At 66.8% G+C, this 21,676-nt stretch carries 34 protein-coding genes; 27 read left to right on the top strand and 7 right to left on the bottom strand.

Annotated elements, in window-relative coordinates; all coding sequences use genetic code 11:
* The first annotated feature begins 10 nt into the window (after positions 1-10).
* A complete protein-coding gene (locus NZH93_RS36435; RefSeq protein WP_259627833.1) occupies positions 11-631 on the top strand; it encodes a hypothetical protein in 621 nt (206 codons plus the stop codon).
* Here NZH93_RS36435 and pip read toward each other — a convergent pair.
* The 7 genes from pip to NZH93_RS36400 form a co-directional block, all read right to left on the bottom strand.
* Positions 594-1,529, bottom strand: a complete 936-nt coding sequence (pip, locus tag NZH93_RS36430) for a prolyl aminopeptidase (RefSeq protein WP_259627832.1) — start codon at positions 1,527-1,529, stop codon at positions 594-596. The genes NZH93_RS36435 and pip overlap by 38 nt on opposite strands.
* A 135-nt stretch (positions 1,530-1,664) precedes the next feature.
* The gene (locus tag NZH93_RS36425) at positions 1,665-2,267 is read right to left on the bottom strand and encodes a hypothetical protein (protein ID WP_259627831.1); all 603 of its coding nucleotides are present in this window, start codon (positions 2,265-2,267) and stop codon (positions 1,665-1,667) included.
* Entirely contained in the window at positions 2,264-2,638 is a 375-nt protein-coding gene (locus NZH93_RS36420) for a hypothetical protein (RefSeq protein ID WP_259627830.1), read from the bottom strand. Before NZH93_RS36420 ends, NZH93_RS36425 begins: the two co-directional genes overlap by 4 nt.
* A 42-nt stretch (positions 2,639-2,680) precedes the next feature.
* Positions 2,681-3,118, bottom strand: coding sequence for a hypothetical protein (locus NZH93_RS36415; RefSeq protein WP_259627829.1), 438 nt, complete (start codon positions 3,116-3,118; stop codon positions 2,681-2,683).
* Complete coding sequence (locus NZH93_RS36410; RefSeq protein WP_259627828.1) at positions 3,115-3,561, bottom strand: hypothetical protein; 447 nt, start codon at positions 3,559-3,561, stop codon at positions 3,115-3,117. Before NZH93_RS36410 ends, NZH93_RS36415 begins: the two co-directional genes overlap by 4 nt.
* A gap of 105 nt (positions 3,562-3,666) precedes the next feature.
* Entirely contained in the window at positions 3,667-3,957 is a 291-nt protein-coding gene (locus tag NZH93_RS36405) for a TFIIB-type zinc ribbon-containing protein (protein ID WP_259627827.1), read from the bottom strand.
* A gap of 48 nt (positions 3,958-4,005) precedes the next feature.
* On the bottom strand, positions 4,006-4,863 hold the full coding sequence (locus NZH93_RS36400; protein ID WP_259627881.1) for a phosphotransferase family protein: 858 nt from the start codon (positions 4,861-4,863) through the stop codon (positions 4,006-4,008).
* A 1,145-nt stretch (positions 4,864-6,008) separates the two neighbouring features.
* Between NZH93_RS36400 and NZH93_RS36395 the strand changes: the two genes are divergently transcribed.
* The 26 genes from NZH93_RS36395 to rplO all read left to right on the top strand — a co-directional run bounded on the left by NZH93_RS36395 (position 6,009) and on the right by rplO (position 21,612).
* Positions 6,009-6,935, top strand: coding sequence for a DMT family transporter (locus tag NZH93_RS36395; RefSeq protein ID WP_259627826.1), 927 nt, complete (start codon positions 6,009-6,011; stop codon positions 6,933-6,935).
* Positions 6,936-7,260: 325 nt separating this feature from the next.
* Positions 7,261-7,635: a 30S ribosomal protein S12 gene (gene rpsL / locus NZH93_RS36390; protein WP_090015396.1), complete on the top strand. Its 375-nt coding sequence runs from the start codon at positions 7,261-7,263 to the stop codon at positions 7,633-7,635.
* Complete coding sequence (rpsG, locus tag NZH93_RS36385; RefSeq protein WP_106187108.1) at positions 7,635-8,105, top strand: 30S ribosomal protein S7; 471 nt, start codon at positions 7,635-7,637, stop codon at positions 8,103-8,105. The genes rpsL and rpsG overlap by 1 nt, the downstream gene beginning before the upstream one ends.
* Positions 8,106-8,193: 88 nt before the next feature.
* A complete protein-coding gene (gene fusA / locus NZH93_RS36380) occupies positions 8,194-10,293 on the top strand; it encodes an elongation factor G (protein ID WP_259627825.1) in 2,100 nt (699 codons plus the stop codon).
* 137 nt (positions 10,294-10,430) lie between these two features.
* Entirely contained in the window at positions 10,431-11,624 is a 1,194-nt protein-coding gene (gene tuf, locus NZH93_RS36375; RefSeq protein WP_259627824.1) for an elongation factor Tu, read from the top strand.
* Between the two features lie 366 nt (positions 11,625-11,990).
* A complete protein-coding gene (gene rpsJ / locus NZH93_RS36370; RefSeq protein WP_003938093.1) occupies positions 11,991-12,296 on the top strand; it encodes a 30S ribosomal protein S10 in 306 nt (101 codons plus the stop codon).
* A 49-nt stretch (positions 12,297-12,345) separates the two neighbouring features.
* Positions 12,346-12,996: a 50S ribosomal protein L3 gene (gene rplC / locus NZH93_RS36365; RefSeq protein ID WP_259627823.1), complete on the top strand. Its 651-nt coding sequence runs from the start codon at positions 12,346-12,348 to the stop codon at positions 12,994-12,996.
* Complete coding sequence (gene rplD / locus NZH93_RS36360) at positions 12,996-13,685, top strand: 50S ribosomal protein L4 (protein ID WP_259627822.1); 690 nt, start codon at positions 12,996-12,998, stop codon at positions 13,683-13,685. The genes rplC and rplD overlap by 1 nt, the downstream gene beginning before the upstream one ends.
* On the top strand, positions 13,682-13,981 hold the full coding sequence (gene rplW, locus NZH93_RS36355; protein ID WP_259627821.1) for a 50S ribosomal protein L23: 300 nt from the start codon (positions 13,682-13,684) through the stop codon (positions 13,979-13,981). The genes rplD and rplW overlap by 4 nt, the downstream gene beginning before the upstream one ends.
* 22 nt (positions 13,982-14,003) lie before the next feature.
* A complete protein-coding gene (rplB, locus tag NZH93_RS36350) occupies positions 14,004-14,837 on the top strand; it encodes a 50S ribosomal protein L2 (protein ID WP_259627820.1) in 834 nt (277 codons plus the stop codon).
* Between the two features lie 18 nt (positions 14,838-14,855).
* The gene (gene rpsS, locus NZH93_RS36345; protein ID WP_086669030.1) at positions 14,856-15,137 is read left to right on the top strand and encodes a 30S ribosomal protein S19; all 282 of its coding nucleotides are present in this window, start codon (positions 14,856-14,858) and stop codon (positions 15,135-15,137) included.
* 35 nt (positions 15,138-15,172) lie between these two features.
* A complete protein-coding gene (rplV, locus tag NZH93_RS36340; RefSeq protein WP_259627819.1) occupies positions 15,173-15,601 on the top strand; it encodes a 50S ribosomal protein L22 in 429 nt (142 codons plus the stop codon).
* Entirely contained in the window at positions 15,601-16,434 is an 834-nt protein-coding gene (rpsC, locus tag NZH93_RS36335; RefSeq protein WP_106187116.1) for a 30S ribosomal protein S3, read from the top strand. Before rplV ends, rpsC begins: the two co-directional genes overlap by 1 nt.
* 3 nt (positions 16,435-16,437) lie before the next feature.
* Positions 16,438-16,857, top strand: coding sequence for a 50S ribosomal protein L16 (gene rplP, locus NZH93_RS36330; RefSeq protein ID WP_106187117.1), 420 nt, complete (start codon positions 16,438-16,440; stop codon positions 16,855-16,857).
* The gene (gene rpmC, locus NZH93_RS36325; RefSeq protein ID WP_106187118.1) at positions 16,857-17,105 is read left to right on the top strand and encodes a 50S ribosomal protein L29; all 249 of its coding nucleotides are present in this window, start codon (positions 16,857-16,859) and stop codon (positions 17,103-17,105) included. Before rplP ends, rpmC begins: the two co-directional genes overlap by 1 nt.
* Complete coding sequence (gene rpsQ, locus NZH93_RS36320) at positions 17,102-17,383, top strand: 30S ribosomal protein S17 (protein ID WP_259627818.1); 282 nt, start codon at positions 17,102-17,104, stop codon at positions 17,381-17,383. The genes rpmC and rpsQ overlap by 4 nt, the downstream gene beginning before the upstream one ends.
* Positions 17,384-17,448: 65 nt before the next feature.
* Entirely contained in the window at positions 17,449-17,817 is a 369-nt protein-coding gene (gene rplN / locus NZH93_RS36315) for a 50S ribosomal protein L14 (RefSeq protein ID WP_106187120.1), read from the top strand.
* A 2-nt stretch (positions 17,818-17,819) separates the two neighbouring features.
* Positions 17,820-18,134, top strand: coding sequence for a 50S ribosomal protein L24 (gene rplX / locus NZH93_RS36310; RefSeq protein WP_106187121.1), 315 nt, complete (start codon positions 17,820-17,822; stop codon positions 18,132-18,134).
* A 2-nt stretch (positions 18,135-18,136) separates the two neighbouring features.
* Positions 18,137-18,700 (top strand): 50S ribosomal protein L5, encoded by a 564-nt coding sequence (gene rplE / locus NZH93_RS36305; protein WP_259627817.1) that lies wholly within the window; start codon positions 18,137-18,139, stop codon positions 18,698-18,700.
* Positions 18,701-18,704: 4 nt separating this feature from the next.
* Positions 18,705-18,890: a type Z 30S ribosomal protein S14 gene (locus tag NZH93_RS36300; protein WP_053715226.1), complete on the top strand. Its 186-nt coding sequence runs from the start codon at positions 18,705-18,707 to the stop codon at positions 18,888-18,890.
* Between the two features lie 92 nt (positions 18,891-18,982).
* The gene (gene rpsH / locus NZH93_RS36295) at positions 18,983-19,381 is read left to right on the top strand and encodes a 30S ribosomal protein S8 (protein ID WP_106187123.1); all 399 of its coding nucleotides are present in this window, start codon (positions 18,983-18,985) and stop codon (positions 19,379-19,381) included.
* A gap of 14 nt (positions 19,382-19,395) precedes the next feature.
* Positions 19,396-19,935 (top strand): 50S ribosomal protein L6, encoded by a 540-nt coding sequence (rplF, locus tag NZH93_RS36290; RefSeq protein ID WP_259627816.1) that lies wholly within the window; start codon positions 19,396-19,398, stop codon positions 19,933-19,935.
* Between the two features lies 1 nt (position 19,936).
* Positions 19,937-20,338, top strand: a complete 402-nt coding sequence (rplR, locus tag NZH93_RS36285; RefSeq protein ID WP_259627815.1) for a 50S ribosomal protein L18 — start codon at positions 19,937-19,939, stop codon at positions 20,336-20,338.
* Between the two features lie 34 nt (positions 20,339-20,372).
* A complete protein-coding gene (gene rpsE / locus NZH93_RS36280) occupies positions 20,373-20,981 on the top strand; it encodes a 30S ribosomal protein S5 (RefSeq protein ID WP_259627814.1) in 609 nt (202 codons plus the stop codon).
* Positions 20,982-20,986: 5 nt separating this feature from the next.
* Positions 20,987-21,172 (top strand): 50S ribosomal protein L30, encoded by a 186-nt coding sequence (gene rpmD, locus NZH93_RS36275; protein WP_259627813.1) that lies wholly within the window; start codon positions 20,987-20,989, stop codon positions 21,170-21,172.
* Positions 21,169-21,612: a 50S ribosomal protein L15 gene (gene rplO / locus NZH93_RS36270; protein ID WP_259627812.1), complete on the top strand. Its 444-nt coding sequence runs from the start codon at positions 21,169-21,171 to the stop codon at positions 21,610-21,612. The genes rpmD and rplO overlap by 4 nt, the downstream gene beginning before the upstream one ends.
* The last annotated feature ends 64 nt before the right edge of the window (positions 21,613-21,676 follow it).

Raw genomic sequence — 21,676 nt, 5'->3', positions numbered from 1 at the left:
GAATCGGGGTATGGACGCGCTCTTGGAACAGGACGCCTTGCAGGCCGAGTCGGACGCCGTCGTGGACGCGCTGGGGTTGAACCAGTCGTTGGCCGTGGTGGGGGAGCCCGTGCGGGTGGGCAGTTCCGCGCTCGGGCTGCTGGTGAAGCGCGACATCGACATCACCGTGGTGTGCCAGGAACTGGGCAAGTCCGTCCACGAGGCCGTGGCGAACCTGGGCGCCGAGCTGGCGCGGCACCACCGCGTAGAGCGGGTGCTGTTCCGCAACGACACCGGGTCGTGGAACACCGACGCCACCTACCCCGACGGGTTCTACCTCGGCGCCACGTACCGGTCCGCCGCGGGCGACGACTGGAACCTGGACATCTGGTTCGTGGACGAGCCCGAACGCCAACCGGACCTCGACCACGTCAGGTCGATGCCCGCCCGGCTGACCCCCGAGATCCGCGCGGCGATCCTGGAGATCAAGAAGGCCTACCTCGGCAGGCCCGAGCACGGGAAGTCCGTGAACGGCTACGAGATCTACCGGGCGGTGCTGGACGACGGCGTCCGCACGCCCGAGGCGTTCGAGCTTAACCGCGTTAAGGACCCGCTTAACGCCGATGGGCGAACGACGCCAACGCCGTCCTGATCCGCTCGCTGAACTCCGGGCTGCCCTTGTGCCCGGCGTCGGCGACCGTGTGCAGCTCCGATCCCGGCCACCCCCGGTGCAGCCGCCAGGCGGCCTCCACCGGGCAGCTCAGGTCCCGCAGCCCGTGGACCAGCACACCGGGGATGCCGTCGAGCCCGCCGACGCCGCGCACGAGCGCGTCCTCCTCCAGCCACGACCCGTGCCGCCAGTAGTGCGAGCAGATCCGCGCGAACGCGACCGCGTCCGACGGGGGCTTCCCGCTGAACTGGTCAGGTCTCCCGTGCGACTCCAGCGACAGCACGGTGTCCTCCCAGAGCAGCCACTCCGCCGCCGCCCGCTCCCGGACCTCGCGAACGGGATCGGCCAGCAGCCGCGAGTAGCCCGCGAACAGGTCGTCCTCCTCCGCCGCAGCCCGGAACCGCTCCCACGCCTCGGGGAAGAACCGCCCCACCCCTCGGTACAGCCAGTCGTTCTCGGCCCGCGTGCTCGTGGTCACGGCGACCAGCACCAGCTCACCGACCCGCTCCGGGAACCGCTGCGCGTAGGCGAGCGCCAACGTGGACCCCCACGACCCACCGAACACCAACCACCGCTCCACCCCGAGGTGCTCCCGCAACAACTCGACGTCACTCAGCAGGTGGTCGGTGGTGTTCACGCCCAGGTCCGTGGCCGGGTCGCTGGCGTGCGGCGTACTGCGCCCGCACCCCCGCTGGTCGAACAGCACCACGCGGTACTCCGCCAGGTCGAAGTAGTGCTGGGTCTTCTTCGGACTACCGCTCCCCGGACCGCCGTGCAGCACGACGGCGGGCTTGCCGTCCGGATTGCCGAAGACCTTCCAGTAAACGGAGTTCCCGTCACCCACGTCCAGGAAGCCCTCGCCGTACGGCTCGCTCGTCATGCACCCGAACCTAGCGCCGCCGGTGGTGTGGCCGGATTCCTTGCTATAACCTTGGCGGTGTCGCCGGTCTGCGGACTCGGTTGAAAGTGAGCCCGGATGTGCCTGCGTTGTCGTGGGACTCCGGGCTTCGCGCTGTCAGGGGAACGTGAGTACATCCACCGCGTGAGCTGTCGTGATCAGCTCCCAGGGCTCTGGCTGGTCGTGGTACCGCGCCGCGAAGTACGCGCCGGCGACGAAATCGGGAAGCCAGACCAGTGCTGACTCGCCCTTCTTGACGTGGTCCATGCGCAGTTCGGCGGACACGACACGTGATCTACGCAGCCTGTCGAGGGTGCGGCGGTCGTGCCGGTCGGAACCTGATCGCGACTCGAGCACCACGTGGCGCACGTGCTGCTCGTGTTGCAGACGCGGCAGCAGTTGGGACAGCAGTCGCGTCCGTGCTCGTTCTTGGCGTTGAGCGGTCGTGGTTTCCATGACGATGAGCGCGCCGTCGAGCGGGAGTTCCGAGATGATCTTCGCGATCATCAGCCTCCGATCGCTCGTTTCGTCGTAGTGGTGCAGGTAGGTCCGAGTCGGCAACAGTGTCGACGTCAAGGCGTCAGCGATGATCGGATGGGTATCCGTGCAGGTCAGGACGGCCGCGATGCCGTACATGCTGATGTTGTTCCCCAGGTGCACGCTGGTTTCGTCGACGTGTGCGACCTCGGTCGGGCTGAAGCGCCCAGGCGAGTCGATCACTTGATCGTCGCCAGTCGATTGATCAACTGCTCGACCAGGTCGGTGTCGTCCTCGTTGAGCTGATCTATCCCGTGAGCGAGCCGCGCTACCCGTGATGAATGGCCCGAAGTCTGGCCGACCTGGTACCAGTCCTGGGCGACCATGGCGCTGACGCGTTCGGTCGTGGTGCCGAACAACTTGGCGATGCCCTGGATGGCTTCGGGTGTCGGCGGGCCGACCCTGGTCTCGCCTGGCCCGTTCCACGGTCCGAACTCGACGACGTTGCGCCACCAGCCGTGCGAGCGTGCCCGATCGCTGTGCACGGACATGCTGATGTAGTCCATCCGCTCGGACAGCCTGCGCGCCGTATCCCTAAAAGGGGTATCACTCACTTGTTCATGATACTAAAAAGGATGATTCATCCACAAAACATGCTAGCGCCGCCGCGCCCTCGTGATCGCTCGGGCGCGGGCCACCAGGTCGTCGATCAGGTCCGCGTCCACCACGGGTGGTGCGCCGGTCTCGTCGTCGCAGCAGCGGGGTTTGGTGCGCTTGTCGCCCGTGCGCGGCCGGACGCCCGCCAGTTCGTACAGCGCGTCGTACAGGTTGCGGCCGGGGTCGTCGTCGTGCGGGCCGACCAGCAGCACCCACACGGTTTCCGGTGCGGGGAACGCGACCACGACGCGGTCCGCGCCGCGGAGGTGCTTCACGCACAGGCGGGGGAGTGGTTCGGGGCCGGTGACGCGGTAGCCGAGCGCCGCGCAGCCGCTGTGCGCGAGCTCGTCCAGGAACCGGTCGTAGGCCTGGCGGGCGGGCCCGCGCAGGCCGGACGCCTGGGAGCTGGCGACTGGGGTTTCGACGACCTGGATCAACCGGTGCGGACCACGCGTCCTTCGCCCCGGTGCATCTGCTCCAGGCTGGCGGCGAGGTCGGTGCGGTCGAGCAGGGCCAGGTCACTGAGCCTGCGGTGGACCTCGTCGAGCAGGCCGCGGCTCTTGCCCGCGCGGCGCAGGTCGGAGACGAGGTGCAGCACCTCGTGGAGGCGTTCGGCGTCGAGCAGCATCCGCGGCTCTTGGCTGCTGATGGCGAGCACGCCCTCACGCGCCCACGCCTTCACGGTCTTCTCGGTGAGGTCGAGCAGTTCCCCCGCCACGACGGGCCGGATGGGCGGCGCCTGTCGCAGCGCTCTGGCGACGACGCCCGCGAGCTTGTGCCTGCGCACGTCGTCCTCGTGCAGCGTCAACGCGACTTCCTCGATCTCCTCGATCTGCTCGAACAGATCGCGGATCTGCGCTGCCTCGGTCGCTACGGACATGACGACCTCCCCTCAGTCACTACCAAGTATCAACCACATTCTCGGTAGTCGCAACCGCTGAGTGGCGGGGGCCCCCCCCCGGGCCCCCCCCCCACCACGGGTGGATCAGGAGGAGTAGAAAAGACCTGCCAGGCCGCCGTGCTTCCGACGGTGGCCGTGGTGCCCGTAGTGGACCTGCGGCGCGCCCCACGCGGGAGCGGGCTGCGCGTAACCGGGCGGCGGGTAGGCGGCCGGCGGCGCGACGGGCGGCGGGGTCGCCATCTGGGTCTCCAGCCGCGTGATGGCTTCCAGCTCGCCGTAGTCGAGGAACACGCCGCGGCAGCCATCGCACTGGTCGATGTGCACCCCCATGCGGTCGTAGGTGCGCATGTTCGCGTGACACTTCGGACACTGCATCGTGTGGGCCTCCTGCTCGTACACGCCCCTTCGGCGATACGTCCGATATTAGCCGCGAGCCATGTGTGGATGTGCCGCGACGATCCGATCGCACGCCTCCAGGAGCGCTTCCTGCGCTTCGTCCAGCACCTTTTCGTCGCGCTGCGCAGCCACCAGCGCACGCGCCGCCATCTGGATCACCAACGCCCGCGCGGGCACGTCCAACGCCACCCACGGATCCCGAGCGTCAACAGCCACCCCACCCGCGGCCACGTACGAGTCGAGGAACCGCCCCCAAGTCTCCGGATCCAGCACCCCCGCCGCGTACAGCGCGGCAGGCCGCGCCAAGTCCCAAGCAGGATCACCGAACCCCAGGTCGTCAACATCGATCAACCGCCACCCCCCGGCCAAAACCATCTGCCCGAGATGCCAGTCCCCATGACAAACCACCACCCGCGCAGGCGCCTCCACCAAGGGCAAGGTCCCAAACGCCCGCAACACCACGTCCGCCCGCCTACCAAGCCCAGCACGACGCAACTCGTCAACCGCACGCACCATCCGCTGAGGCGCCCCGGACACCGGCCCAACCCCACCAAAATCCGCAGGCCCAAACCGGTGCAACGCCGCCAACAACCGCCCGGCTTCCTCAAGCGGCGCAGAAACCGGATCCCGCTCAGGCACAGGCACCCCCAACGGCCAAACGGTCACAACCCGCCCCTCAACCACCGAGGGAGACACCGACAACGGCGGCAACACCAGTTCCCGCAACCGCAAATCCCCGGCCAACCGCAACCGAGCAGACAGCTCAACAACACCAGCCCCAGGCTCATGCGCCTTGAGCACAACATCCCCAACCCGCACAACCACAACAGCCCCACGCACAGCCAACACCACCGGCGCCACCCCACCAGGCACAAGCGCGGCCATACCGGCAACAAGATCTGAGGTCACCACCCCAGTCAATCACCCAACCAAGACAAACCGGAGGTCCCCCAGAAGTGAGGACCCCCCGACACACACGCTACGACGGGGGTCCGACATTTTTCGAAACACACAACCGCCACACAAAATTCAGCACCACATATCCAGAACCACGGACAGCCACCGACCTGCCGGGCAAAGCCGCACACCACGCGCCCAACTTGCCAAAGCCTCGCAACAAACCTGGGGATCACCACCAACCAACCCATGCCAGTAATCAGCAGGAGCACCCCACTTGACCTGGCCATACGCAACCGTGGCCGGTTTTACTTGGGGGATTTGCCCCTTAAACTTGCGTCGGACGGCGGCTTCACCTCCCCGCCGTTTTGGTCCGACGAAGGGGCAAATCTAGGGGCCCCAAGTCAAACCGGCCACCCACGCTGGAACCCGCTGCCCGTGCCCCCACCCAAACCGCCAGCCGCCCACCCACCTCGAATTCGCCTCACCACCGCGAACCCCAGGACCACCACAAACCAGAGGTCCCCCGACCGTGAGGACCCCCCGATACACACGCTACGACCAAGGTCCGACAAAAACCGACCACCGACCGGCCCGACCGGGCAACTGGCCGGCCGACCAGCCAACCCGACTGATCAACCGGCTCGGCTGACCGACCCGACCGGCCGACTGATCGACTGGGCCGACCCGACTCGACCTGCTCGACCGACCAGCCCGACCCGACCGGCCCGACCGGCCCGACCGGCCAGCCCGCAGCCTGCCTCGACCGACCAGACCTACGGGACTGACCTACCGAACTGACCGACCAACCAACCCGACTGCCCAGCCGACTGAAACGCCACCTCTACGACCCACACGCCCAAGCCGGAACCCGTGGTCCGCGCGGACGACTTCGGCCCGATGAACCTGACGCCACCCAACAGCGAAGCAACAACAGCCGCCCACACCACCACGCCGAGCCACACACCACCTACAGCCGCCGCGACAACGCGAACTACACGCACCGCGCTCAACCCGCCCCCAAATCCCATCCCGCCACAAGCCCGCCACCCCCACCCAGCCCCTCACCCAGCCGTTACCCCATGGCCAACCTCACCCCACCCACCCCCCACCCACGAGCAAAGATGGCCCACGTGCCACCCCGCCCCCACCCCCCAACCCCCCTCACCACAGCAGCCATCACCATCGCCCTCCTGGCCGTCTCCTCCTCCGGCCCCTTGATCGCCTTCGCCGCCGCCCCCGCCCTGGCCCTGGCCTTCTGGCGCAACACCCTCGCCGTAGCCGTCCTAACCCCTTTCACCCTCACCAGCCCCACCCGCACCACCGAACTCCGCTCCCTCACCACCACCCGCAAACGCGAAGGCCTCCACTGCGTCCTGGCGGGCATAGCCCTGGCCGCCCACTTCGCCACCTGGATGCCCAGCATCCAGCTCACGAGCGTCGCCACCGCCACCGCGCTGGTGGCCACCCAACCCATCTGGCAGGCCCTCATCGCCCGCCTCCAGGGCCACCGGGTCCCCATCACGACCTGGCTGGGCACCGTCCTCGCGGTCGCCGGGGTGGTCATCGCCACCGGCGCGGACCTCACCGTCGGCGGCCCAGCTCTGGCGGGTGACCTCCTGGCCCTCGCGGGCGGTGCCTGCGCCGCCGTCTACACCGCCTTCGGCGAACGCGCCCGCACCGCCGCGGTGACCACGACTACCTACACGCTCGTCTGCTACTCGGTCTGCGCCGCGCTGCTCCTGGCGGGCTGCCTGGTGTTCCGCGTCCCGCTCGTCGGCTTCGACGCCACCACCTGGCTCGCCATCGCGGGCCTCGCCGTCGGCGCGCAGCTCCTCGGCCACTCGATGTTCAGCTACGCGCTGCACAAGGTGTCCGCGAGCACGGTCAGCCTGCTGATCCTGCTCGAGGTCCCCGGCGCGGCACTGATCGCGTGGCTGTGGCTCGGTCAGGTCCCGCGGCCGGAAGCTCTGCCGGGCCTGGTGCTGCTGCTCACGGGCATCGCTGTGGTGGTCGTCACGAGGTCGCGGGCGAACCGGGTGGCGGCCGTCCCCTCGTAGTCCGCATCGCGAGACCTCGCACGTGGGAGCGGGGGAGCGCGGGTACCCCCGTTTTGACCCCGGTCGACGAAGCGAGGTATCTTTGATACTCGTGCCCGACCCATGTCGGGCCGCTCCGTGTGCCTATGCAGCGGCAACGCCCTCTCGTGGCGGTGCCGGTTTGCCTGAAGCACCGGTGTCCTCCACTCGCTGGAACACCTGCGGTGTTACCCGCGGACCTTGGGATCCGGGCGACACGCCCGACCTCGGGTGCAGAGAGGGATCAAGTAAACAGAGCTCGCCAGCACGTGTGACGAGACGCAACAACGGAAGAAGCAGCCGGCGTATGCCAACGATCCAGCAGCTGGTCCGCAAGGGCCGCACTGACAAGGTCGCCAAGCAGAAGACCGCGGCCCTCAAGGGGAGCCCGCAGCGGCGCGGTGTGTGCACCCGCGTCTACACCACGACCCCGAAGAAGCCCAACTCGGCGCTCCGCAAGGTTGCCCGCGTGAAGCTGACCAGTGGCATCGAGGTCACCGCCTACATCCCCGGCGAGGGTCACAACCTGCAGGAGCACTCGATGGTGCTCGTGCGCGGCGGTCGTGTGAAGGACCTGCCGGGTGTTCGCTACAAGATCATCCGCGGTTCCCTGGACACCCAGGGCGTGAAGAACCGCAAGCAGGCTCGCAGCCGTTACGGCGCGAAGAAGGAGAAGAGCTAATGCCCCGCAAGGGACCGGCCCCGAAGCGGCCGCTGATCTCCGACCCGGTCTACAGCTCTCCGCTGGTGACGCAGCTCATCAACAAGGTGCTGGTCGACGGCAAGCGCTCGGTCGCCGAGAAGATCGTCTACGAAGCGCTCGAGGGTGCTCGCGAGAAGACCGGCACCGACCCGGTCGTCACGCTGAAGCGCGCCCTGGACAACGTCAAGCCGACCCTCGAGGTGCGCAGCCGCCGTGTCGGTGGCGCCACCTACCAGGTGCCGGTCGAGGTTCGTCCGTCGCGCTCCACCACGCTGGCGCTCCGCTGGCTCATCACCTTCTCCCGGCAGCGTCGTGAGAAGACGATGGTCGAGCGCCTGATGAACGAGCTGCTCGACGCGAGCAACGGCCTCGGCGCGAGCGTCAAGCGTCGCGAGGACACGCACAAGATGGCCGAGTCCAACAAGGCCTTCGCTCACTACCGCTGGTGATGTGATGCCCGGCCCGCACTCGCGGGTCGGGCTCTCCCAGCCCTAGCGAGCACTGCTACCAGCTGCTCAAAGACAGGGGAAGACACCCGTGGCACAGGAAGTGCTCACCGATCTGGCCAAGGTCCGCAACATCGGGATCATGGCGCACATCGACGCGGGCAAGACCACGACGACCGAGCGAATCCTCTTCTACACGGGGAAGAGCTACAAGATCGGCGAAGTGCACGACGGCGCTGCGACGATGGACTGGATGGAGGAGGAGCAGAAGCGCGGCATCACGATCACGTCCGCCGCGACGACCTGCTTCTGGAAAGACCACCAGATCAACATCATCGACACGCCGGGCCACGTGGACTTCACGGTCGAGGTCGAGCGTTCGCTGCGCGTTCTCGATGGCGCTGTTGCCGTGTTCGACGGCAAGGAAGGCGTCGAGCCCCAGTCCGAGCAGGTCTGGCGGCAGGCGACCAAGTACGACGTGCCCCGCATCTGCTTCGTCAACAAGATGGACAAGCTGGGCGCCGACTTCTACTTCACCGTGCGCACCATCCAGGAGCGGCTCGGCGCCAAGCCGCTGCCGATCCAGCTCCCCATCGGCTCGGAGAGCGACTTCATCGGAGTCGTCGACCTGGTCGAGATGCGCGCCCTCACGTGGCGCGGCGAGGTGGAGAAGGGTGAGGACTACACGGTCGAGGAGATCCCGGCCGACCTCGCCGACAAGGTCGCCGAGTTCCGCGAGAAGCTGATCGAGGCCGTCGCGGAGACCGACGACGACCTGATGGAGCTGTACCTCGGTGGCGAAGAGCTGTCGGTGGAGCAGATCAAGACCGGTATCCGCAAGATCGTGACCAACAGGTCCGCGTACCCGGTCCTCTGCGGTTCCGCGTTCAAGAACAAGGGCGTCCAGCCCATGCTCGACGCGGTCATCGACTACCTGCCGTCCCCGCTGGACGTGCCGCCGGTCGAGGGCACCCTCCAGGACGGCGTCACGCCCGCGTTCCGCAAGCCCTCGAAGGAAGAGCCGTTCGCGGCCCTCGCCTTCAAGATCGCGGCGCACCCGTTCTTCGGCAAGCTGACCTACATCCGGGTCTACTCGGGCAAGCTCTCCGCGGGCACCCAGGTCATCAACTCGACCAAGGACCGCAAGGAGCGCATCGGGAAGCTCTTCCAGATGCACGCCAACAAGGAACAGCCAGTGGACGAGGCCCAGGCGGGCCACATCTACGCGGTGATCGGTCTCAAGGAGACCACCACCGGCGAGACCTTGTCGGACTCGCAGAACCCGATCGTCCTCGAGTCGATGACGTTCCCCGACCCGGTGATCCGGGTCGCGATCGAGCCGAAGACGAAGGCCGACCAGGAGAAGCTGGGCACGGCGATCCAGAAGCTGGCCGAGGAGGACCCGACCTTCCAGGTCCAGTTGGACGAGGAAACGGGTCAGACCATCATCGCGGGCATGGGCGAGCTGCACCTCGAGGTGCTCGTCAACCGCATGAAGTCGGACTACAAGGTCGAAGCCAACATCGGCAAGCCTCAGGTGGCGTACCGGGAGACCATCCGCGGAACCGTGGAGAAGTACTCCTACACCCACAAGAAGCAGACCGGTGGCTCCGGCCAGTTCGCCAAGATCCTCATCACCCTGTCGCCTCTGGAGAGCACCGACGGTGCGCTCTACGAGTTCGACAACAAGGTCACCGGTGGCCGCATCCCCAGGGAGTACATCCCCTCGGTGGACGCGGGCGCCCAGGACGCCATGCAGTACGGCGTGCTGGCGGGCTACCCGCTGGTGGGCATCAAGCTGACCCTGCTCGACGGTGCGTACCACGAGGTCGACTCCTCCGAGATGGCGTTCAAGATCGCGGGTTCCATCGCGCTCAAGGAAGCCGCTCGGAAGGCCAACCCCGTGCTCCTCGAGCCGGTCATGGCGGTCGAGGTGACCACGCCCGAGGACTACATGGGCGACGTCATCGGTGACCTCAACTCCCGCCGTGGTCAGATCCAGGCCATGGAGGAGCGCAGCGGTGCCCGCGTCGTCAAGGCGTTGGTCCCGCTGTCGGAAATGTTCGGGTACGTCGGCGACCTGCGGTCTCGCACCCAGGGTCGCGCGAACTACTCGATGGTGTTCGACTCCTACGCCGAGGTTCCGACCAACGTGGCGAAGGAAATCATCGCGAAGGCGACGGGCGAGTAACCCAAACCGGAGCACCGCAGTTCTAGCGGGCTCTCCGGGGGTCTCCCTGGGGTCCGCACAATCGACCCTGACGTGTAGTCCGGCGGGCGCGAAGCCGCCCGCCGGACAAGCAATACGAAGTCCAGGAGGACAATCCAGTGGCGAAGGCGAAGTTCGAGCGGACGAAGCCGCACGTCAACATCGGCACCATCGGTCACATCGACCATGGCAAGACCACGCTGACTGCTGCTATTTCCAAGGTTCTGCACGACAAGTTCCCGGACCTGAACCAGGCGTCCGCGTTCGACCAGATCGACAAGGCGCCGGAAGAGAAGCAGCGCGGCATCACGATCTCGATCGCGCACATCGAGTACCAGACGGAGAAGCGCCACTACGCGCACGTCGACTGCCCCGGTCACGCGGACTACATCAAGAACATGATCACGGGTGCGGCGCAGATGGACGGCGCCATCCTGGTCGTGGCCGCGACCGACGGCCCGATGCCGCAGACCAAGGAGCACGTGCTCCTGGCCCGCCAGGTCGGCGTGCCCTACATCGTCGTCGCGCTGAACAAGTCCGACATGGTGGACGACGAGGAGATCCTGGAGCTCGTCGAGCTCGAGGTCCGCGAGCTGCTCTCCGAGTACGAGTTCCCCGGCGACGACCTCCCCGTGGTCCGCGTCTCCGCGCTCAAGGCCCTCGAGGGCGACGCCGAGTGGGCCGAGAAGCTCATGGGCCTCATGGACGCGGTCGACGAGGCCATCCCGGAGCCGGAGCGCGAGGTCGACCGCCCGTTCCTCATGCCGGTCGAGGACGTCTTCACGATCACCGGCCGCGGCACCGTGGTGACCGGTCGCATCGAGCGCGGCATCCTCAAGGTCAACGAGGAGATCGAGATCGTCGGTATCCGCGAGACCTCGCGGAAGACCACGGTCACCTCGATCGAGATGTTCAAGAAGTTCCTCGACGAGGGCCGCGCGGGCGACAACGCCGCGCTGCTGCTCCGCGGCATCAAGCGCGAAGACGTCGAGCGCGGCATGGTCATCGTGAAGCCCGGCACCACGACTCCCCACACGGAGTTCGAGGCGCAGGTGTACATCCTCTCGAAGGACGAGGGTGGCCGCCACACGCCGTTCTTCAACAACTACCGCCCGCAGTTCTACTTCCGCACCACGGACGTGACCGGCGTCGTTGACCTCCCCGAGGGCACCGAGATGGTCATGCCGGGTGACACCACGGGCATGAGCGTGAAGCTGATCCAGCCCATCGCCATGGACGAGGGCCTGCGCTTCGCCATCCGCGAGGGTGGGCGCACCGTGGGTGCGGGCTCGGTCACCAAGATCATCAAGTAAGTGATCCTGGTCTAATTCCAGACCCCGATTTGGATCGCCGCACACCCGTGTGGCATCCTTAACGGGTTGCTCGTCGGGGCGGCCGCGTTCGTAAGAATTCGGCCGCCCCGTCACGAGCGGTCCGCGCCCTGAGTCATTGGACATCGGTTAACCCCGCTGGCTGATCAGGGTGCTGCGGGTCAGGCAAGACCCATCCCACGGAGTTATCTCAGTGGGACCGGCTTATGCATCGGGCGCGACACGCCCGACCGCGTGGACCGGGCACCGTGACATTTGAACAGGGGCGGAGCGCGCCAAGGGTCCCCAGTGACCCCCATTAGGCACCGCACCGCAGCGGTACGAGAAGCAGAGGAACGGCAAGCCACTATGGCGGGACAGAAGATCCGCATCCGGCTCAAGGCCTACGACCACGAGGCGATCGACGCGTCCGCGCGCAAGATCGTCGAGACCGTGACGCGCACCGGCGCTCGGGTCGTCGGGCCTGTGCCGCTGCCCACTGAGAAGAACGTTTACTGCGTCATCCGCTCGCCGCACAAGTACAAGGACTCGCGCGAGCACTTCGAGATGCGCACGCACAAGCGTCTGATCGACATCCTCGACCCGACGCCGAAGACGGTGGACGCGCTCATGCGCATCGACCTGCCGGCGAGCGTCGACGTCAACATTCAGTAAGTGGACGCGGCAGTGTTGATCCCATTTGGGGCGGAGAGTAACGAGACCCATGTCTGACAGGCAGGTTAAGGGGCTCCTGGGCACCAAGCTCGGCATGACTCAGGTCTTCGACGAGAACAACCGGATCGTTCCGGTTACCGTCGTCAAGGCCGAGCCGAACGTGGTCACCCAGGTGCGAACCCAAGAAATCGACGGCTACACGGCTGTGCAGCTGGCCTTTGGCGCTATCGACCCGCGCAAGGTCAACAAGCCCGTGACGGGCCACTTCGCCAAGGCAGGCGCGACTCCTCGTCGCCACTTGGCGGAGCTGCGCACCACGGACGCGACCGAGTACCAGGTCGGCCAGGAGCTCACCGCTGAGGTGTTCGAGGCCGGCGCTGTTGTCGACATCATCGGCACCAGCAAGGGCAAGGGCACCGCGGGCGTCATGAAGCGACACGGCTTCAAGGGCCTCGGCGCGAGCCACGGCACCCAGCGCAAGCACCGCTCGCCGGGTTCCATCGGCGGGTGTGCCACTCCTGGTCGCGTGTTCAAGGGTGTCCGCATGGCTGGCCGCATGGGCCACGAGCGCGTGACCACTCAGAACCTGACCGTTCACCGCATCGACGCCGAGGCGGGGCTGCTGCTCATCAAGGGCGCTGTTCCCGGTCCCAAGGGCGGTGTGGTGTTCATCAAGAGCGCTGCGAAGGGTGGTGCCTGATGACGAACACCGTTGAGGTGCACACGCCGGACGGCAAGACCGACGGCAGTGTCGAGCTGCCCGCCGCGATCTTCGACGCGCAGGCGAACATCTCGCTGCTGCACCAGGTCGTCGTGGCCCAGCGGGCCGCGGCTCGCCAGGGCACGCACAGCACGAAGACCCGCGGCGAGGTCTCCGGTGGCGGCAAGAAGCCGTACCGGCAGAAGGGCACCGGCCGCGCCCGTCAGGGCTCGACGCGTTCGCCCCAGTTCGCCGGTGGTGGTATCTCGCATGGCCCGCAGCCGCGCGACTACACCCAGCGGACGCCCAAGAAGATGAAGGCCGCCGCGCTCCGCGGTGCCCTCTCCGACCGGGCCCGCGCCGGCCAGCTGCACATCGTGAGCGCTCTGGTGAACGGGGACACCCCCTCCACCAAGACCGCCCGCAAGCTGCTGGAGTCGGTGACGGAAGCACGTCGCGTTCTGGTCGTGCTCAACCGCACCGACGAGGTTTCGTGGGTCAGCCTGCGCAACCTCGACCGTGTGCACGTGATCGCGCCCGACCAGCTCAACACCTACGACGTGCTGGTCAACGACGACGTGGTGTTCACCAAGGACGCGTACGACGTGTTCATCGCCGGACCGGCCCGTGGCCGCTCCGCGAAGGCCGTCGCCCGCTCCTCCGAGGTGTCCGAGGAGGCCGAGAAGTGATCCCCGACCACAGGGACATCCTGCTCGCGCCGGTGATCTCCGAGAAGTCCTACGGACTGCTCGAGGAGAACAAGTACACCTTCGTGGTGGCGCCCGGCTCGAACAAGACTCAGATCAAGATTGCCGTTGAGAAGGTCTTCGGCGTCAAGGTCGTCAGCGTCAACACGCTCAACCGGCAGGGCAAGCGCAAGCGCACCCGGTCCGGCTATGGCAAGCGCAAGGACACCAAGCGCGCCATCGTGACGCTGTCTGCCGAGAGCAAGCCGATCGAGATCTTCGGCGGCCCGGCCGCCTGATGACGACGAGGACTGCGTAGAGATGGGCATTCGCAAGTACAAGCCGACGACCCCCGGTCGTCGCGGTGCGAGCGTCTCCGACTTCGCCGAGATCACTCGGTCGACGCCGGAGAAGTCGCTGGTCCGTCCGCTGCACGGCAAAGGTGGCCGTAACGCGTCGGGCAAGATCACCACGAGGCACAAGGGTGGCGGTCACAAGCGGGCATACCGCTTGATCGACTTCCGCCGCACCGACAAGGACGGCGTGCCGGCCAAGGTCGCTCACATCGAGTACGACCCCAACCGCACGGCGCGCATCGCACTGCTGCACTACTTGGACGGCGAGAAGCGCTACATCATCGCCCCCGAGAAGCTGCGCCAGGGCGACATGGTGGAGAACGGGCCCAAGGCTGACATCAAGCCGGGCAACAACCTCCCCCTGCGCAACATCCCGGTCGGTACGGTCATCCACGCGATCGAGCTCCGCCCCGGCGGCGGCGCGAAGATCGCCCGTTCCGCGGGCGTGAGCGTTCAGCTCGTCGCCAAGGACGGCCCCTACGCCCAGCTGCGCCTCCCCTCGGGTGAGATCCGCAACGTGGACGTCCGCTGCCGCGCGACTGTTGGTGCGATCGGCAACGCCGAGCACAGCAACATCAACTGGGGCAAGGCAGGCCGCATGCGCTGGAAGGGCCGCAAGCCCACGGTGCGTGGTGTCGCCATGAACCCGGTCGACCACCCGCACGGTGGTGGCGAGGGCAAGACCTCCGGTGGTCGCCACCCGGTGAACCCGGCTGGTAAGCCCGAAGGCCGTACCCGCCGCCGCAAGCCAAGCGACAAGCTCATCGTCCGGCGTCGTCGCACCGGTAAGAAGCGCTGAGCAGGAAGGGAGTGAAGGATGCCTCGCAGCCTTAAGAAGGGCCCCTTCGTTGACGACCACCTGCTCAAGAAGGTGGACGTTCTCAACGAGTCGGGCAAGAAGACCGTCATCAAGACCTGGTCCCGCCGGTCCACGATCATTCCGGACATGCTGGGGCACACCCTCGCGGTGCACGACGGCCGGAAGCACGTCCCGGTGTTCGTGACCGAGGCCATGGTTGGGCACAAGCTGGGCGAGTTCGCCCCGACGCGCACCTTCAAGGGCCACATCAAGGACGACCGGAAGTCGCGCCGCCGCTAGGCGACGAACTAGGAAGAAGCTAAGGGGAAGCAGCGATGAACGCCCGCAACGATGCCAGTGCGCCGGAGTACCCGCGCGCCGTGGCTCGGGCTCGCTACGTCCGCGACACGCCGATGAAGGTGCGTCGCGTGATCGAGCTCATCAGGGGCCGTAGCGCCAGCGACGCCCTGGCCGTGCTCCAGTTCGCGCCTCAGGCGGCAAGTGAGCCGGTCGCGAAGGTGCTCGCCAGCGCCGTGGCCAACGCCGAGAACAACCTCTCCCTTGACCCGACCACCCTCTGGGTGTCGAAGGTCTACGTGGACGAGGGGCCGACGCTGAAGCGTTTCCGTCCGCGGGCCCAGGGCCGCGCGTACCGGATCCGCAAGCGCACGAGTCACATCACCGTCGAGGTCGAGTCCCGTCCCAAGACGGAAGCCCGTCCCAAGGCGGTTCGCAAGACCAGCGCGAAGGGAAGTAACCGGTAGTGGGTCAGAAGATCAACCCGCACGGCTTCCGGCTGGGGATCACCACTGACTGGAAGTCCCGCTGGTACGCCGATAAGCAGTACGCCGAGTACGTGGCCGAGGATGTCAAGATCCGCAAGCTGCTCGGCCGTGGCATGGAGCGTGCCGGCATCTCGAAGGTGGAGATCGAGCGCACTCGTGACCGCGTTCGCGTCGACATCTTCACCGCACGGCCGGGCATCGTCATCGGTCGTCGTGGCGCCGAGGCCGACCGCATCCGCGGTGAGCTGGAGAAGCTCACCAAGAAGCAGGTGCAGCTGAACATCCTCGAGGTCAAGAACCCCGAGTCGGATGCGCAGCTCGTTGCCCAGGGTGTGGCGGAGCAGTTGTCCAACCGCGTCGCCTTCCGGCGCGCGATGCGCAAGGCCATTCAGTCGGCCATGCGCTCCCCGCAGGTCAAGGGCATCCGCGTGCAGTGCGGCGGTCGTCTCGGCGGTGCCGAGATGTCCCGTTCCGAGCACTACCGCGATGGCCGAGTGCCGCTGCACACGCTGCGCGCGGACATCGACTACGGCTTCTTCGAGGCCCGCACCACGTTCGGCCGTATCGGCGTGAAGGTGTGGATCTACAAGGGTGACGTCGTCGGTGGTCTGAACGCCAAGCGTGAGCGTGACGCCGCCCCGTCGGCCGACCGCGCGCCTCGTCGCGACCGCGATGCCCGCCCGAACCGGGCCCGTCGTTCTGGTGCCAGCGGCACCACGCCGACGAGCACCGAGGCTGGGCGCGCCGCGGCCGACGCACAGGCCAGCGAGACGCCGGCAGCCCCGGCCGCTGAAGAGAAGACGGAGGGCTGAGTCGTGCTCATCCCGCGGAGGGTTAAGCACCGCAAGCAGCACCACCCCGGTCGGTCGGGTGCTGCCAAGGGCGGCACGAGGGTCACCTTCGGTGAGTTCGGCATCCAGGCTCTGGAGCCGGCCTACGTGACCAACAGGCAGATCGAGTCCGCGCGTATTGCCATCAACAGGCACATCCGTCGTGGTGGCAAGGTCTGGATCAACATCTTCCCGGACCGCCCGCTGACGAAGAAGCCCGCCGAGACCCGCATGGGTTCCGGTAAGGGTTCTCCGGAGTGGTGGGTGGCCAACATCAAGCCGGGTCGGGTGCTCTTCGAGATGAGCTTCCCGAACGAGGCCGTGGCCCGCGAGGCACTGCGCCGCGCGATCCACAAGCTCCCGATGAAGTGCCGCATCGTTACGCGTGAGGGTGGTGAGTTCTGATGGCAGCGGGTACCACCGCTTCCGAGCTGCGTGAGCTCACCGAGGAGGAGCTCGTGCTGCGCCTGAAGGAGGCGAAGGAGGAGCTGTTCAACCTCCGCTTCCAGATGGCCACCGGGCAGCTCGACAACAACCGTCGTCTGCGGACGATCCGGCACGAGATCGCCCGGATCTACACCGTGATGAGGGAGCGGGAGCTCGGTCTCTCGGTTTCCCCCGACGCGGTCTCCACTGGTGAGGGTGCGGCATGACCGAAAGCAACGAAGCCACGACCGAAGACCGCAACGACCGCAAGGTCCGCGAGGGTTACGTCGTCGGCGACAAGATGGACAAGACGATTGTGGTCGCGCTCGAGGACCGCAAGAAGCACCGCCGGTACTCCAAGGTCCTGCGCTCCACCACCAAGGTGAAGGTGCACGACGAGGAGAACACGGCCGGTGTGGGTGACCGCGTTCGCCTCATGGAGACGCGTCCCCTCTCCGCCACCAAGCGCTGGCGGCTCGTCGAGATCCTCGAGAAGGCCAAGTAGTAGTTCGTTGGACCGAGCCTGTCAGGTCGGAAATCTGGCAGGCCAGGAATGGTCAGGAGTTGTAAGTGATCCAGCAGGAGTCGCGGCTGCGCGTCGCCGACAACACCGGTGCGAAGGAAATCCTTTGCATCCGTGTTCTCGGTGGCTCGGGCCGCCGCTACGCGGGTATCGGGGACATCATCGTCGCGACGGTGAAGCAGGCCATCCCCGGTGCCAACGTGAAGAAGGGCGATGTCGTCAAGGCCGTCATCGTTCGGACCGTGAAGGAGCGCCGTCGTCCCGACGGTTCCTACATCCGGTTCGACGAGAACGCCGCCGTGCTCATCAAGCCGGACAACGAGCCGCGGGGTACCCGCATCTTCGGACCGGTCGGCCGTGAGCTGCGCGACAAGAAGTTCATGAAGATCATCTCGCTGGCACCGGAGGTGCTCTAACCATGAAGGTCAAGAAGGGCGACACGGTCGTCGTCATCGCCGGCAAGGACAAGGGCGCCAAGGGCAAGGTCATCCAGGCCCACCCGGACACCAACAAGGTCCTGGTCGAGGGCGTGGCCAGGGTCAAGAAGCACACCCGGATCTCGCAGACCCAGCGTGGTGCGCAGTCCGGTGGCATCGTGACCCAGGAGGCCTTGATCCACGTCTCCAACGTGATGGTCGTCGACGCGGACGGCAAGCCGTCGCGCATCGGCTACCGGACGAACGACGAGGGCAAGCGCGTCCGCATTTCCCGTCGTAACGGGAAGGACATCTGATCATGACCACTGCTGAGAAGATCATTCCGCGGCTGAAGACCCGCTACCGCGAGGAAATCGCCGCCGAGCTGAACAAGCAGTTCGACTACGCCAACGTCATGCAGATTCCGGGCGTGGTGAAGGTTGTCGTCAACATGGGTGTCGGCGACGCCGCCCGCGACGGCAAGCTGATCGAGGGCGCCGTTCGCGACCTCTCGATCATCACCGGCCAGCGTCCCGAGGTTCGGCGCGCTCGCAAGTCCATCGCGCAGTTCAAGCTCCGCGAGGGCATGCCGATCGGCGCCCGCGCGACGCTGCGTGGCGACCGCATGTGGGAGTTCCTGGACCGGCTGCTGACCATCGCGCTGCCGCGTATCCGTGACTTCCGCGGCCTGTCGGGCAAGCAGTTCGACGGCAACGGGAACTACACGTTCGGTCTCAACGAGCAGTCGATGTTCCACGAGATCGACCCCGACGCCATCGACCGCCCGCGCGGCATGGACATCACGGTCGTCACCACCGCGACCACCGACGAAGAAGGTCGGGCGCTGCTGAAGCTCCTGGGCTTCCCGTTCAAGGAGAACTGAGTCGATGGCCAAGAAGGCATTGATCAACAAGGCTGCCGCCAAGCCCAAGTTCAAGGTGCGGGGTTACACCCGTTGCCAGCGCTGCGGGCGTCCCCACTCGGTGTTCCGCAAGTTCGGCCTGTGCCGGATCTGCCTCCGGGAGATGGCGCACCGCGGCGAACTGCCGGGTGTCAGCAAGTCAAGCTGGTAAGAAGCGTTTCCACTTCGCTGTAGGCCTGCCCGCGACCGTGAACTCGGACCCTGGGCTGGGGAACCGCAGTGAGAAAGGTTGACTAGGTCACCATGACGATGACCGATCCGATCGCAGACATGTTGACTCGTCTGCGCAATGCGAACTCGGCGTACCACGACAAGGTCGTGATGCCGCACTCGAAGCTCAAGGCGAACATCGCGGAGATCCTCAAGCGCGAGGGCTACATCTCCAGCTACCGCGACGAGGCGGGTGACGTTGCGAAGAACCTGGTGGTCGAGCTGAAGTACGGCCCGAACCGGGAGCGCAGCATCGCGGGCCTCCGCCGGGTGTCCAAGCCCGGTCTGCGCGTGTACGCGAAGTCGACCAACCTCCCCAAGGTGCTCGGCGGCCTTGGCGTTGCCATCATTTCGACCTCTGGCGGTCTGCTGACCGACCGCCAGGCCAACAAGCAGGGTGTAGGCGGAGAAGTTCTCGCCTACGTCTGGTAAGGGAGGGGGACCGCATGTCGCGCATTGGAAAGCTGCCGATCACCGTTCCCTCTGGGGTCGACGTGAACATCGACGGCCAGGACGTGAGCATCAAGGGGCCCAAGGGCACCCTGAGCCTCACGATCGCTGAGCCGATCGTGCTGGAGAAGGCCGAGGACGGCACCCTCGAGGTGAAGCGTCCCGACGACGAGCGGCGCAGCCGTTCGCTGCACGGCCTCTCCCGCACCCTGGTCCACAACATGGTCATCGGTGTGACCCAGGGGTACGAGAAGAAGCTCGAGATCCACGGGGTCGGCTACCGCGTCGCGCTCAAGGGTTCCGACCTGGAGTTCGCGCTCGGCTACAGCCACCCGGTGAAGGTCGAGGCCCCCGAGGGCATCACCTTCATCGTCGAGAACCCCACGCGTTTCTCCGTCAAGGGTATCGACAAGCAGCTCGTGGGCGAGGTTTCCGCCAACATCCGCAAGCTGCGCAAGCCCGACCCGTACAAGGGCAAGGGTGTGCGGTACTCGGGCGAGAAGATCCGCCGCAAGGTCGGAAAGACGGGTAAGTGACATGAGCGAGTCGACTGCTACGAAGCGCAAGCCGGTGGGCAAGGACATCTCGACCACGCGTCGCATCGCCAAGGCCCGTCGTCACTTCCGCCTGCGCAAGAAGGTCAGCGGTACCGCCGAGCGTCCGCGCTTGGTCGTGCACCGTTCCTCGAAGCACATCACCGTGCAGATCGTGGACGACCTGAAGGGCCACACCATCGTGTCGGCCACCTCCCTGGAGGCGGACGTGCGCGCGGTGGACGGCGACAAGAAGGCCCGTGCGGCCAAGGTCGGTCAGCTTGCCGCGGCTCGCGCCAAGGACGCCGGGATCACGGCGGTCGTCTTCGACCGCGGTGGCAACGCGTACCACGGCCGCATCGCCGCTCTGGCGGACGCGGCCCGCGAGGCGGGGCTGGAGTTCTGACAATGCACATCACCGGAATTGAGAGGGACGCCTGATGCCAGGACGCACGCGTCGCGAAGGCGGCGGGGGCGAGCGCGGAGAGCGCCGCGACCGTCGTGACGGCGGCCGCGGCGGCGCGGCCCAGGAGAAGACCCCTCACCTCGAGCGCGTGGTTGCGATCAACCGCGTGTCCAAGGTGGTCAAGGGTGGTCGCCGCTTCAGCTTCACGGCCCTCGTGGTCGTGGGCGACGGCGACGGCATGGTGGGCGTCGGCTACGGCAAGGCCAAGGAAGTTCCCGCGGCCATCGCCAAGGGTGTCGAGGAAGCGAAGAAGAACTTCTTCCGCGTTCCCCGCATCGCGGGCACCATCCCCCACCCGATCCAGGGTGAGAAGGCCGCTGGCGTCGTGCTGCTGCGTCCGGCTTCGGCCGGTACCGGCGTCATCGCCGGTGGCGCCGTTCGCGCGGTGCTGGAGTGCGCGGGCGTTCACGACGTGCTGAGCAAGTCGCTGGGTAGCGACAACGCCATCAACATCGTGCACGCCACCGTTGCGGCCCTCAAGGGCCTGCAGCGTCCCGAGGAGGTCGCGGCCCGCCGCGGCCTGCCGCTCGAGGACGTCGCTCCCGCCGGAATGCTGCGCGCTCGCGCGGGTCAGGGGGTGTGACCACCATGGCACAGCTCAAGATCACGCAGGTGAAGAGCACGATCGGTACCAAGCACAACCACCGCGAATCGATCCGCACCCTCGGGCTGCACAAGATTCGCCAGTCGGTGGTGCGTGATGACACCCCCCAGGTCCGCGGTCTGATCCACGCCGTGCGCCACCTGGTGGTCGTCGAGGAGGTCAACTCATGACCATCAAGATCCACCACCTCCGTCCTGCCCCCGGTTCGCACACCGCCAAGACCCGCGTCGGCCGCGGTGAGGGTTCCAAGGGCAAGACCGCTGGTCGCGGTACGAAGGGCACGGGCGCTCGCAAGAACACCCCGGCGCGCTTCGAGGGTGGCCAGATGCCGCTGCACATGCGGCTCCCGAAGCTCAAGGGCTTCAAGAACCCGTTCCGCACCGAGTACCAGGTCGTGAACGTCGGCGACCTGGCCCGCCTGTTCCCCAAGGGCGGCACGATCGGTGTCGACGAGCTCGTCGAGTCGGGCGCGGTCCGCAAGGGCCAGCTCGTCAAGGTGCTCGGCGACGGTGACATCGCGGGCGTCAAGCTCGACGTCACCGCGCACAAGTTCTCGGGCAGCGCCGTCGAGAAGATCGCCGGCGCCGGTGGCACCACCACCGCGCTCTGACGACTGCTCCAACTGAAGGGCCCCCCTGAGCTCCGGCTCCGGGGGGCCTTTCGCTGTGCCAGAC

It is taken from the genome of Umezawaea endophytica, assembly GCF_025061645.1.
GTDB lineage: Bacteria > Actinomycetota > Actinomycetes > Mycobacteriales > Pseudonocardiaceae > Umezawaea > Umezawaea endophytica.
The sequence above is the reverse complement of the archived record's forward strand: the minus strand, read 5'-3'. Positions and strand labels throughout refer to the sequence as shown.